This is a genomic window from Mycoavidus cysteinexigens (genome assembly GCF_003966915.1).
GTDB classification, from domain to species: domain Bacteria; phylum Pseudomonadota; class Gammaproteobacteria; order Burkholderiales; family Burkholderiaceae; genus Mycoavidus; species Mycoavidus cysteinexigens.
Window position 1 is genome coordinate 2,057,045 of the sequence record NZ_AP018150.1, and the last position, 13,086, is coordinate 2,070,130.

Genomic DNA, 13,086 nt, shown 5'->3' on the forward strand with positions numbered 1-13,086 from the left:
TGCCTTACACCCTTTCTACTTGCAGCTCGCCAAACAGGCCCGCAAGCTGAGCTGAGGCGCGAGTTGCGGCTGGCACCCGCAGCACATTTTGTGGCAAACGCGCATCGCGCAGCGCCGGCATCGTCACCGAATATTCTCCCTGACTGACGCGTACTATATCGCCTGCGGTCAAACCCAACTGGTCGAATAACTCGGTGGGCAACGATACACGCTCTGCGGCCTGTGCGGTACGGGTGAGTTGCAATGATTCAGCATGGCGCACCAGCGGATCAGCATGATAAATTGGCACCTCAGGCAAACGCTCAAACACCGGCCCGCCATTTTGAGCCGCTGGCTTAACCTGCTTAGCTTCTAGCGATGGCGCAAGCGGGCTGGCGTTAGAGAGCTGTGCGGCAACCTCAATCCCGCCCAGCGCAGCGACCCGCACAGCTTCAGGCGAGTCATAAGAAAAGCCTGGCAAGTCGAGCAATTTGCCCAGTGCCGTCAAGATTTTCCAACCTGGACGAGCTTCACCTAGCGCCTGCACCACACCATTAAAACTTTGCACGGTACCTTGTGCATTAATGAAAGTCCCGGCGGTTTCGGTAAACGGCGCGACGGGCAGCAACACATCAGCATAATCCAGTCCATGCTTAAAGCTTGATAAGCTCACCACCATTTCAGCTTGGGCTAACGCAGAACGCGCCTGCGCTGGATTGGCCGTGTCATAGTTAGCGTCTACATTCAACAAGAGATAAGCCTTGCGCGCTTGCTTAAACATTTCTGCCGCAGGCAAACCGCCCGCTCCCGGCACTGCGCCCACCAAATGCGCACCGACTGTATTCGCCGCCTCAGTTAAAAAACCGAGCTGCGCGCCAGTGTGCTGCGCAATCCACTGAGCAACCGCATAGAGCAAGCTAAAATCTGGATGCTGAACCACTGCATTACCTAATAATAGCGCGCGCCGCGCGCCTAGCCCAGGTTGGTTAAGCCGCGCCGCCATCGCTCGGGCAGCAGCCGATGGCGTGACGCCATGCAATCCCTCAGGCGCTGCTATCCCCTGTGCCTGCGCCAGCTCCACCGCGATCCCAGCCAATTCTTCTAGCCACTCGGAAGGCGCCGCTATCAGCCGCTGGGCGCTTGGAATCAGTGCATTATCATCAAGCGCATGCAATAAATTGATCTGTGCGCCGGCTTTTGCCGCTTGCCGCAAACGCGCAGCAAACAGTGGATGATCGTTACAGAGCAACGCGCCCACAATCAACGCGCTATCCAGGTTTGATAAATCTTCAAGCGCCATGCCAAGCCATGGCGCTTTAGGCAGAGCTTGATTAAAATCAATTTGCCGCAAACGGAAATCGATATTTTCAGTGCCAATTCCACGCGCAAGTTGCTGCCATAGATAGAGCTCTTCTAACGTACTATGCGGACTGGCGAGCGCGCCAATTGAAGCTGCGCCATGATTTTCCTTGATCTTGCTTAAGCCTTCTGTAATATAAGTTAATGCGCTATGCCAAGCCACTTCATGCCATTGCCCATTTTGCTTAATCATGGGCTGCGTGAGGCGCTCGCTGCTATTGAGCGCCTCATAGGCAAAACGATCTTTGTCAGACAGCCAACATTCGTTAATCGCTTCATTTTCAAAGGGTAGAACACGCATCACCCGGTTGCCTTTGACTTGCACGACCAAGTTAGCGCCCACGCTATCATGCGGGCTAATTGATTTACGGCGCGCTAACTCCCAAGTCCGCGCACTGTAACGGAAAGGTTTTGAAGTCAGAGCACCCACCGGACACAAGTCAATCATATTGCCTGACAATTCCGAATCGACGGTTTGTCCAACAAAAGCCGTAATTTCAGAATGCTCGCCGCGGCCCAGCATCCCAAGCTCCATCACGCCAGCCACTTCTTGACCAAAACGCACGCAGCGCGTGCAATGAATGCAGCGCGCCATTTCTTCCATGGAGACTAGCGGGCCAATATTTTTATGAAAAACTACGCGCTTTTCTTCGCTATAGCGCGACTGTGTTTTGCCATACCCTACGGCAAGGTCTTGCAATTGACATTCACCGCCTTGGTCGCAAATCGGGCAATCAAGCGGATGGTTAATCAGGAGAAATTCCATCACGGCTTGCTGGGCTTTAACGGCTTTTTCTGAGCGCGTTTTAACCATCATGCCAGCCGCTACCGGCGTCGCACAAGCAGGCACCGCTTTGGGCATTTTCTCAACTTCAACTAAACACATCCGACAATTGGCAGCAACTGACAGTTTTTTGTGATAGCAAAAGTGCGGAATATAGGTATTAACCTGCTGTGCAGCCTGAATTACCATCGTGCCTTCAGGCACTTCGACTTTTTTGCCGTCTATTTCCAATTCAACCATTTTGAAACCGTATTAAAAAGCTTCTACTGGTTGCCCAACCAGACAGCGCTTGTGTTCAATATGATGCTCAAATTCTTGCCAATAGTGCTTGAGCATGCCACGCACTGGCATCGCAGCCGCATCGCCTAACGCGCAGATGGTGCGGCCCATGATGTTTTCAGCAACTGAATTGAGTAGCTCAAGATCATTGTGAGCACCCTTGCCATGCTCGATTCGATGCACCACGCGGTATAACCAACCCGTGCCTTCGCGACATGGCGTACATTGGCCGCATGATTCCTCATAATAAAAATAAGCTAAGCGCAATAGCGCACGCACCATGCAACGTGTTTGATTCATTACAATCACAGCGCCTGAGCCCAGCATAGAGCCCGCTTGCGCGATCGAATCGTAATCCATATCCGTTTGCATCATGATAGCGCCGGGCACCACCGGCGCTGATGAGCCGCCGGGAATCACCGCTTTGAGCTGAGCATTGTCACGCATCCCGCCCGCGCAAGCTAATAAATCGGCAAATGGCGTACCTAACGGCACTTCGTAATTGCCAGGTTTAGCTACATCGCCTGAGACCGAAAAGATTTTAGTCCCACCGTTATTTGGCTTGCCCAGCTCTAAATAGGTCTGTCCGCCCAGCGCAAACAAAAATGGGACAGCGGCAAACGTTTCGGTATTATTGATCGTGGTCGGTTTGCCAAATAGGCCAAAACTTGCCGGAAAAGGCGGCTTAAAGCGCGGCTGACCTTTTTTGCCTTCAATGGATTCAAGCAAGGCGGTCTCTTCGCCACAGATATACGCACCATAACCGTGATGCGCATGGAGCTCAAATGAAAAATCTGAGCCCAGAATATGAGCGCCTAGATATCCTGCCGCGCGAGCTTGCTCAAGCGCTTGCTCAAAACGTTCATAGGCCTGCCAGATTTCACCGTGAATATAATTATATCCAACGGTAATACCCATCGCATAGGCCGCAATCGCCATACCTTCGATCAACGCATGGGGGTTGTAACGCAGAATATCGCGATCTTTAAAAGTGCCGGGTTCGCCTTCATCAGAATTGCATACCAGGTATTTCTGGCCCGGAAACTGACGCGGCATGAAGCTCCATTTAAGCCCCGTCGGAAAACCTGCGCCACCCCGTCCGCGCAAACCAGAAGCTTTAACTTCAGCGATCACTTGCTCAGGGGGTATTTTTTCCGTCAGAATGCGCTTTAATTGCTGGTAACCGCCACGCGCAACGTAATCGCTGAGTTGCCAATTAGCACCATTCAATCCAGCGAGAATCAATGGTTGCAAATGGCGTTCGTGCAAACACGTCATTGCTCAAGCTCCTTCAGCAATTGATCTATTTTGTCACGGCTCATAAAACTACACATTCGTTTATTGTTCACCAACAACACTGGCGCATCACCGCAAGCACCCATGCATTCGCCTTCGCGCAAGCTAAATTTGCCATCTGGCGTAGTTTCACCAAAGCCAATCCCCAACTTATGCTTTAAATAATCAGCGGCCGCTTCCCCGCCAGATAAAGCGCAAGGCAGATTTGTGCAAACGGTAATTTTCTGCACGCCAACCGGCGCCGTTTCATACATCGCATAAAAAGTTGCGACTTCCTGTACCGCAATCGCCGGCATGCCAAGATAATCCGCCACAAAGCCCATCACTTCCGTAGAGAGCCAACCCTGCTCGTCCTGCGCAATGGCAAGCGCCGCCATCACAGCAGACTGTTTCTGCTCAGCCGGATATTTGGCTAGCGCACGATCAATTTCTTTCAAAGCTTCAGCAGAGAGCATTTTCCAGTTCACTCTTAATTACATTACAACCTAGGTGCAATTCCTGATTAACGATCAATTTCACCAAAGACAATGTCTTGCGTACCGATAATGGTTACCGCATCCGCGATCATATGGCCCTTTGCCATTTCATTTAAAGCTGACAAATGCGCAAAACCTGGCGCACGAATTTTGAGTCGATAGGGTTTGTTAGCCCCATCCGATACTAAATAAATACCAAACTCGCCCTTCGGATGTTCGACCGCAGCATAAGTCTCCCCTGCTGGCACACAAAAGCCTTCCGTGAACAACTTAAAATGATGAATCAGCGCTTCCATATTGCTTTTCATCTCAAGCCGCTTAGGCGGCGCCACCTTAGTATTATCGATCATGACCGGACCTGGGTGGTGACGCAACCACTCTACGCATTGCCGAATAATGCGAGTCGACTGCCGCATTTCTTCAATGCGCACCAAGTAGCGATCATAGCAATCGCCATTGACACCCACTGGAATATCAAAATCCAACTGATCGTAGACTTCATAAGGCTGTTTTTTGCGCAAATCCCATTCAATCCCTGAGCCACGCAGCATCGGCCCAGTGAGACCCAGTTGCAGCGCGCGCTCGGGACTCACAACCCCAACATCCACTAAACGCTGCTTCCAAATCCGATTGTCCGTCAGCAAGGTTTCATATTCATCGACACAGCTCGGAAAACGTTGACTAAAATCATCAATAAAATCCAGCACCGAGCCTTGGCGTGCTTGGTTCAGCTTCGTCAGCGCCTTTGCATTGCGAATTTTGGACGCTTTATATTGCGGCATCGCATCAGGCAAATCGCGATAAACGCCGCCTGGACGATAGTAAGCAGCATGCATGCGAGCGCCTGACACCGCTTCGTAAACGTCCATCAAATCTTCACGTTCACGAAAGGCATAAAGAAATATCGCCATCGCGCCGACATCCAGCGCATGTGAGCCAAGCCACATTAAATGATTCAGAATGCGCGTGATTTCATCAAACATCACGCGGATATATTGCGCGCGGATTGGCACAGTAATGCCCAACAGCCGCTCAATCGCCATCACATACGCATGTTCGTTGACCATCATCGATACATAATCGAGACGGTCCATATAGGGCACTGATTGCAAATAAGTTCTGGTTTCCGCGAGCTTTTCAGTGGCTCGGTGCAGCAAACCAATATGCGGGTCCGCGCGCTGAATGACTTCGCCATCAAGCTCAAGCACCAGCCGCAATACGCCATGGGCCGCCGGATGCTGGGGTCCAAAATTCAGCGTGTAATTTTTGATTTCTGCCATCTTAGCGATCCCAACTTAATCTTCGCTTCAATCCGTTGTAGTCTGAGTTAATGAGGTTGACCTGGCTTTAAGCCGCCATAGCCGTCTTCGCGAATCACGCGCGGAATGATTTCGCGCGGCTCGATGGTGACGGGTTGGTAAACCACCCGTTTTTGCTCAGGGTCGTAACGCATCTCAACATAACCAGACACGGGAAAATCTTTGCGAAATGGATGGCCGATAAAGCCATAGTCGGTCAAAATCCGGCGCAAATCAGGATGCCCGTCAAAGACTAAACCGAACAAATCGAATGCCTCTCGTTCATACCAGTCGGCCGAATTCCAAATTTGGACAATCGAAGGTAGAACTGGAAATTCGTTATTGGGCGCAAACACTTTGACGCACAAACGCCAATTATGCGTAATCGAGATAAGCTGCAATACGGCGGCGAAACGAGCAGGAGCTAACGTAGGGTCGACTTGATCCGCCATCAGCTTGCTCTTAGCTTCTTCGGCACAAGCTGAATAATCGACTCCGCACAAATCCAGCAATTGCTCAAAACGCAACGAGGGTTCATCCCGTAGTTGGCGCATTACACTAAGATAATCGCTGGCTTTCACCACGGCCGTGATCTGCCCAAACGCATGACTGATGCGCAAATCAGCGCCAAATACTGTCTCGAGATTCGCCATCAGCGCTTCGAGTTTGTTTGTCATCGAGGAAGGCCCCACTTCTAAATACCGTATCAAAATCTGATTTAGCCGTATTGCAGAAAAACTAACGCGCAATCGTATTCGTGCGCGTGATCTTAGCCTGCAACTGAATAATGCCGTAAATTAAAGCCTCAGCCGTTGGTGGGCAACCGGGCACATAAACATCAACTGGCACAATGCGATCACAACCCCGCACCACAGAATATGAGTAATGATAATAACCACCACCGTTTGCGCATGAGCCCATTGAAATCACCCAACGTGGCTCCGCCATTTGCTCATAAACCTTGCGCAAAGCGCCTGCCATTTTGTTGCATAACGTACCCGCGACAATCATCACATCAGATTGACGTGGACTAGGCCGAAACACAACGCCAAAGCGGTCCAAATCGTAACGGGATGCACCCGCGTGCATCATTTCAACCGCACAGCAAGCAAGACCAAACGTCATCGGCCATAACGAGCCCGTACGCGTCCAATTAATCAACTTGTCCGCGGTCGTGGTGATAAACCCTTCTTTTAGGGCGCCTTCAATACTCATAACTTTGCGCTCCGCTCCAGCCTGACATCAATGCGATCCGCATCTGCCGCCGGCATTCGATTACTCCCAGTCAAGCCCACCTCTTCTCCAGATATAAGCGAAACCGAGCACGAATTCCAACAGAAAAATCATCATTGCGAGAAAGCCCGGCCAGCCAATATCCCTTAACGCAACACCCCACGGAAAAAGAAAGGCGGTTTCTAAATCGAAGATAATAAATAGGATTGCAATTAAGTAATAACGCACATCAAATTTCATGCGCGCATCTTCAAATGCCTCAAAGCCGCACTCGTAAGGTGCATTTTTCTCGCTATTCGGACGCTTAGGGCCAAGTACTTTGCCAATACCGAGCAGTACCATACCCAAGCCTACGCCCGTGAGGATAAAGAGCAAAACAGGAAACCAGGCTGTGAGGTTCAAGACAATCCTCTATCGTTCTAGGCTAGCTCATGGGCGCTGCTGCGCGCCCGCTGAGATAACCCATATCTATATACTCAAGCAATAATGCCAACTCAAACATAAACTAACGAGCTGACATTAAAAATACATGGTGCCGACGATGAGACTCGAACTCATACGGCTTGCGCCACTACCCCCTCAAGATAGCGTGTCTACCAATTTCACCACGTCGGCACAGGTTCTGCTCACGCAAATTACTGCAAAGCAGAGATTCTAACTTGTTCGCCGTGATTATTCAATGCAATTGATCAGCCAGTAACGCTAAGATGCGTTGCGCTGCTGGGGAAACATCGACCTCGCCATCTTCATTGACCACCGCCACATTGGTTGTGGTCTGGGTCATGGCGCGCACACGCAGCTTGTATTGTTTCGCTACCTTCTCTTTTTTGCCATGAAAAACTTGACTCCAAAAACCAGATTGAGGTGCATTCAAAGCTGCTGATTCAACATAACGCACGGTATATATGCCCTGTGCGCGGTTGCTTGTTTCAAGCGTGAAGTTGCTGCGTTCAAGCGCATAGCCTACATACAACCAAACCCGCTCAAATGGCTCAGCGAAATCGATTTGAGACAAACTGGCTGGGGCAGCCGCGCTTGGCTGAGCAGCAGAAGCTGAGGGATTTTGCGCCGCTACTGCTTGCTTTGACTTATTCGGCCCCAACGCGTACATCAAGCGTTGTAAATATTCCGCCTCAAGCACCGGATCATTTGGCGTGTTTTGCCACTCACTGGTTTCTTTGTTGCGACCAATCAATACCTCATGCATACCCTGCTGATTTAATAAGATATGGGTTCCCCCTTGCGGGCGCGGCTCCAGGCGCACGCGGTACCGATTCCTTTCACCGGTCACATAAGCACTCGGCAATGCTTTGGCTAGCGTGTTGCGGATCATGCCCTGATCAATTTTGGCATAGGTTTCTTTCCAATCCGTTTCCATTAGACCCTGCTCAGGCGAGTCAAGCGTTAGAGAAAAGCCTTGCTCTTGCCAAAACTGACGGATTTGCGGCCATAATTGCTGCGCAGTTTGCTGCTCCACGACCAACCAGCGCATACTCCCTTTTCGCTCAATCCGCATCCCTACCAATGGCTCAAGCGCCTGCTCAAGCGGCGCGGCAATTCGCTCAGGATGCAAATAGGAAGAGAGGGTTACCACGCCATCAGACGCGGGGACGCGCTGACGAGCCGCAGTCTGCGCCATATCAGGCGGTGCCACGAGCGGCGTGGGTTTACTTTTTGCTGCGCCTTGGTAATCAATGGCGCTGGGATTGGGCGAGCTGCAACTGGCTAGCGCCAGCACAAATATCGAGCACGCCACTGTACGGAGTATCGCAGTAGATTGGATCATTCAAAAAAACGCCGTGTAAATCAGAAAAGCTCTGGCGTAAATGCCACAGTAATTCTAGATTCTAGCATGGCGCTTGTAATGATCCGACGCATTACGCTTGCTCAGAGAAAGATTTAAACAACGCGTTATGCCGCATTGATAACTTTTCATCTTATCTGGTGTACGCTATAGCGTTTATAAGCAAAGCAGCCGCACTTGTGGCGCGCACCCTGTTACGGATAGTCAGAACATCGTGAAGATGCTAAGCCAAAGGAAGATCAAATGACCGCCGGAAAACTCCTTACAGATCAAACGCGTTTTTTTATGCAAGGGCTTAAGAAGTTGTACGGTATGCGGCAGCGGCGCATCTTATTGCTCACCCTTTTCGCGCTCACGCTCGCGCTACTCATCTGGTGCGGATGGCTCTATTTAGCTCACGCCAATGCACCCGCTAAAGGACATAGCAGCTCACGCCTAGACAGCGCTCAAGTACAAACCGTACGGGTGGCGCACGTCACGCGCGGCGCAATGCCAATTGAACTCAATGCGCTAGGCACCGTCACTCCGCTCGCCAGCTTCACCGCAAAAACGCAAGTCGCAGGCAGGTTGATGAAAGTCTCTTTCAAAGAAGGGCAATTTGTGCAAAAAGGCAATTTGCTCGCGCAAATTGACCCTCGGCCGCATCAAATTAATTTGCAAAATGCGCAAGGCGTGCTTGCCAAAGATCAGGCTTTACTCAAACAAGCGCAAGCAGACCTTAAACGCTACCAAATTTTGTTGAAACAGGATTCAATCTCCGCCAAGCAAGTCGCAGACCAAGCCTCTCTCGTCGAACAGTATCGGGGTATCGTGCAAGCGGATCGGGCTCAGGTCGACCAGTACCAACTGAATCTAACGTATTGCCGCATCACCTCCCCGATTAACGGCCGCGTTGGCTTACGGCAAGTTGATGTGGGTAATTATGTACAACCGAGCGATGCCAACGGCATCGTCGTGATTACTCAAATGCAGCCGACTAGCGTTATTTTTAGCTTGCCGGAGGACACGCTACCCACCGTCCTCAAACGTTTGCGCTCCACGCAAAAGCTACCGGTTTCTGCTTATGATCGCAACCGCAGCACAGTACTTGAAACGGGTTATCTGAAAACCATCGATAATCAGATTGATCCAGCGACCGGCACGGTAAAATTGCGGGCACATTTCGCGAATCAGAATGATATGCTCTACCCAAACCAGTTCGTTAATATTAATCTACTGGTTGATACACTAGATGGCGTAACTATTGTACCTAGCTCAGCCATTCAAAACGGTTCGATCGGTACCTATGCGTATGTCATCAATCCCGATAACACGGTCTCCGTGCGCACCCTTAAAACTGGCCCAGTTAAAGCCGAGTACACGAGCATCAAAACCGGCTTGACGCCAGGGGAACGGGTCGTGATTGACGGCGCAGACCGCTTGCGCGAAGGCACAAAAATCGCTGTTGCACCCTCCCAACCGGCATGAATCCCTCACGCATCTTTATTCTCCGGCCAGTTGGCACCACCCTATTAATGGCGGCCATTATGTTGGCTGGTTTGGTCGCGCTCCGCTTTTTGCCTATTTCCGCTTTGCCCGCCCTGGATTATCCAACCATCCAAGTGCAAACTTTTTATCCAGGCGCCAGCCCTGAGGTGATGACGTCGTCGATTACCGCCCCGCTTGAGCGCCAATTAGGCCAGATGCCAGGGTTAAAACAGATCGCCTCGGCCAGTTCAGCCGGAGCCGCCATCATTACGTTGCAATTCAATCTTGATGTGCCGCTTGATAGCGCTGAGCAAGAAGTGCAAGCCGCCATCAATGCCGCCAGCAATTTATTGCCCGCGGATCTTCCCGCCCCTCCCATTTATGCCAAAATCAACCCAGCCGATGCGCCCATTTTAACGCTGGCCCTGACCTCAGCCACGCTGCCATTAACCCAGGTGCAAAACCTCGCCCACACCCAGTTGGCGCAAAAAATATCGCAAGTTTCAGGCGTTGGGCTAGTGACTCTGAGCGGTGGACATAGGCCGGCGGTGCGGATTCGCGCCAATCCACGCGCCCTGGCCGCTTACGGTCTAACCCTTGATCAGTTACGCATTACTTTGGGCACGCTCAATGTTAATTTGCCCAAAGGCAGCTTTGATGGCCCCTCGCGCGCCTACACAATCAACGCCAATGACCAATTGCAAAACGCCAACGAGTACGCCAACGCGCTAATCGCATATAAGAATGGCCGGCCGATTAAATTGGCCGACGTGGCGACCGTGATTGAAGGCGCGGAAAACGATAAGCTCGGCGCTTGGATGAATACAACGCCTGCCGTGATTTTGAACGTACAACGCCAACCTGGCGCAAATGTTATCCAAACCACGGATAATATTAAGGACTTGCTGCCACAATTAAAACAGGCACTGCCCGCGGCCTTGCAAGTCACAGTGCTGACCGACCGCACTACGACCATTCGCGCTTCAGTGCATGATGTTCAATTTGAGCTCGTGTTGGCAATCGCGCTCGTGGTGCTGGTTATGTTTGTATTTTTGGCCAATTTCTATGCGACTTTAATCCCGAGTTTATCTGTTCCTTTATCGCTTATCGGCACGCTCGCGATCATGTACTTGTGGGGCTTCTCGCTCAATAACTTGTCTTTGATGGCGCTCACGATTGCGACCGGCTTTGTAGTGGATGACGCGATTGTGATGATCGAAAATATCGCGCGTTTCATTGAAGAAGGCGAGAGTCCGCTGCAAGCCGCGTTAAAAGGCTCAAAGCAAATTGCCTTTACGATTATTTCTCTCACGATCTCACTGCTTGCCGTGCTAATTCCACTGCTTTTTATGGGAGATGTGGTAGGCCGGCTGTTTCATGAATTTGCGCTGACTTTGGCGATTGCTATTTTAATTTCAGCGTTAGTATCGCTCACATTAGTGCCAATGATGTGTGCCTACCTGCTGCCCGGCGCAGCATCTGAGTCTACTCACGCCCAACGCAAACCTGCCATTACCGTCAAAACCCAGGCTTTTTTCAAGGCAACGATTAATTACTATGGACGCACGCTGACTTGGGTATTGGCCCATCAAACGCTGACATTATTCCTCGCGCTAGGCACTTTACTCTGTACTGTGCTCTTGTATTTATTCATTCCCAAAGGATTTTTTCCGGTGCAAGACACCGGCATCATTCAAGGCATTTCACAGGCATCTCAAACCACTTCGTACGCCGCTATGGCGCAGCGCCAGCAGGCGCTGGCTACTGAAATTTTGCAAGATCCCGATGTGCTTAGCTTGTCCTCGTTCATTGGCATTGATGGAACCAATATTGCATCGAATAGCGGACGTTTTCTGATTAATCTGCGCCCACACAAGCAACGCTCAGCTCATGCCAGCGAAATTATTCGACGCCTCCAGCCACGCGTGGACGCGCTTGCCGGCGTGTCACTTTATATGCAGCCGGTACAGGATTTGGCGATTGATGCAACAGTTAGCCCGACGCAATATCAGTTTACTTTACAAAACACCCAACTCGATGAATTTGAGGTCTGGCTGCCTAAGTTAATAACGCGCTTAAAACAATCTAAAGCGCTCGCTGATGTAGCCACCGACTTGCAAAACAATGGCTTATCCATTTACGTAAAAATTGACCGCGATCAGGCAGCACGCTTTGGCATCACGCCGGCAATCGTAGACAACGCACTCTATACGGCTTTTGGCCAACGTATCATTTCAACTATTTTTACCCAGTCAAACCAGTATCGGGTCATCTTGGAGGCTGATCCAGCCTGGCAACAAGGGATGGGAGCACTGGCTACGCTTGGCTCGATCTATTTGCCATCGGCAACTTCCAGCAATGGCCAAGTTCCACTCACCGCAATTGCTAGCCTCAGCGAACAACGCGCGCCGCTCGTTATAAACCACCTGAGCCAATTTCCAGCCGCCACCGTCTCTTTCAACTTAGCACCCAGCGCCTCACTCAGCACAGCGGTCCGAGAAATTGAAAAAGCCTGCGCCGAGATTGGGCTGCCCAACTCATTTACGCTACGTTTTCAGGGCGCGGCACTGGCCTTCAAAGCCTCGCTCACTAACCAATTGTTTCTGATTCTGGCGGCGATTGTCACCATGTATATCGTGCTTGGGGTGTTATACGAAAGTTTTATTCACCCCGTCACGATCTTATCCACGCTCCCCTCAGCCGGCGCTGGCGCCTTATTCGCTCTAATCATCAGTGGCCACGATCTCGATGTGATCGCTGTCATCGGCATTGTGCTATTAATTGGCATCGTCAAAAAAAACGCCATTATGATGATCGATTTCGCCCTCGAGGCACAGCGCAAGCAAAAGCAAACGCCGCGCGACGCGATCTATCAAGCATGCTTATTACGCTTTCGGCCCATTTTAATGACCACTCTCGCGGCACTCTTTGGCGCGATACCGTTGATGTTTAGCTCAGGCGTCGGCGCCGAACTACGCCGGCCGCTGGGGATTGCGATTGTGGGTGGATTGATTGTGAGCCAGGTCTTAACATTATTTACAACGCCGGTTATTTACCTCGCTTTCGACCGTTTAGCAGCACGCTTTAAAAAAGCTCAATCTTAAACCCGGT

10 protein-coding genes and 1 tRNA gene are annotated in these 13,086 nt (G+C 51.0%); 2 read left to right on the forward strand and 9 right to left on the reverse strand.

The window, feature by feature from the left end; all coding sequences use genetic code 11:
- Positions 1–4: 4 nt before the first annotated feature.
- The 9 genes from nuoG to bamC all read right to left on the reverse strand — a co-directional run bounded on the left by nuoG (position 5) and on the right by bamC (position 8,490).
- Entirely contained in the window at positions 5–2,362 is a 2,358-nt protein-coding gene (nuoG, locus tag MCB1EB_RS08765) for an NADH-quinone oxidoreductase subunit NuoG (protein ID WP_045365086.1), read from the reverse strand.
- A gap of 12 nt (positions 2,363–2,374) precedes the next feature.
- A complete protein-coding gene (gene nuoF / locus MCB1EB_RS08770) occupies positions 2,375–3,679 on the reverse strand; it encodes an NADH-quinone oxidoreductase subunit NuoF (protein WP_026921265.1) in 1,305 nt (434 codons plus the stop codon).
- The gene (nuoE, locus tag MCB1EB_RS08775; RefSeq protein WP_026921266.1) at positions 3,676–4,152 is read right to left on the reverse strand and encodes an NADH-quinone oxidoreductase subunit NuoE; all 477 of its coding nucleotides are present in this window, start codon (positions 4,150–4,152) and stop codon (positions 3,676–3,678) included. The genes nuoF and nuoE overlap by 4 nt, the downstream gene beginning before the upstream one ends.
- A gap of 47 nt (positions 4,153–4,199) precedes the next feature.
- Entirely contained in the window at positions 4,200–5,453 is a 1,254-nt protein-coding gene (locus tag MCB1EB_RS08780) for an NADH-quinone oxidoreductase subunit D (RefSeq protein WP_026921267.1), read from the reverse strand.
- A 47-nt stretch (positions 5,454–5,500) separates the two neighbouring features.
- A complete protein-coding gene (locus MCB1EB_RS08785) occupies positions 5,501–6,148 on the reverse strand; it encodes an NADH-quinone oxidoreductase subunit C (protein ID WP_026921268.1) in 648 nt (215 codons plus the stop codon).
- A 61-nt stretch (positions 6,149–6,209) separates the two neighbouring features.
- Positions 6,210–6,686, reverse strand: coding sequence for a NuoB/complex I 20 kDa subunit family protein (locus tag MCB1EB_RS08790; protein ID WP_026921269.1), 477 nt, complete (start codon positions 6,684–6,686; stop codon positions 6,210–6,212).
- A gap of 60 nt (positions 6,687–6,746) precedes the next feature.
- Positions 6,747–7,106, reverse strand: a complete 360-nt coding sequence (locus MCB1EB_RS08795) for an NADH-quinone oxidoreductase subunit A (protein WP_026921270.1) — start codon at positions 7,104–7,106, stop codon at positions 6,747–6,749.
- A gap of 128 nt (positions 7,107–7,234) precedes the next feature.
- A tRNA-Leu gene (locus tag MCB1EB_RS08800) sits at positions 7,235–7,319 on the reverse strand.
- 61 nt (positions 7,320–7,380) lie between these two features.
- Positions 7,381–8,490, reverse strand: a complete 1,110-nt coding sequence (gene bamC, locus MCB1EB_RS08805; RefSeq protein WP_045365083.1) for an NlpB/DapX family lipoprotein — start codon at positions 8,488–8,490, stop codon at positions 7,381–7,383.
- A gap of 261 nt (positions 8,491–8,751) precedes the next feature.
- Here bamC and MCB1EB_RS08810 point away from each other — a divergent pair, with 261 nt between their 5' ends.
- A complete protein-coding gene (locus MCB1EB_RS08810) occupies positions 8,752–9,975 on the forward strand; it encodes an MdtA/MuxA family multidrug efflux RND transporter periplasmic adaptor subunit (protein WP_052394030.1) in 1,224 nt (407 codons plus the stop codon).
- A complete protein-coding gene (locus MCB1EB_RS08815) occupies positions 9,972–13,079 on the forward strand; it encodes an MdtB/MuxB family multidrug efflux RND transporter permease subunit (RefSeq protein WP_045365081.1) in 3,108 nt (1,035 codons plus the stop codon). The genes MCB1EB_RS08810 and MCB1EB_RS08815 overlap by 4 nt, the downstream gene beginning before the upstream one ends.
- The last annotated feature ends 7 nt before the right edge of the window (positions 13,080–13,086 follow it).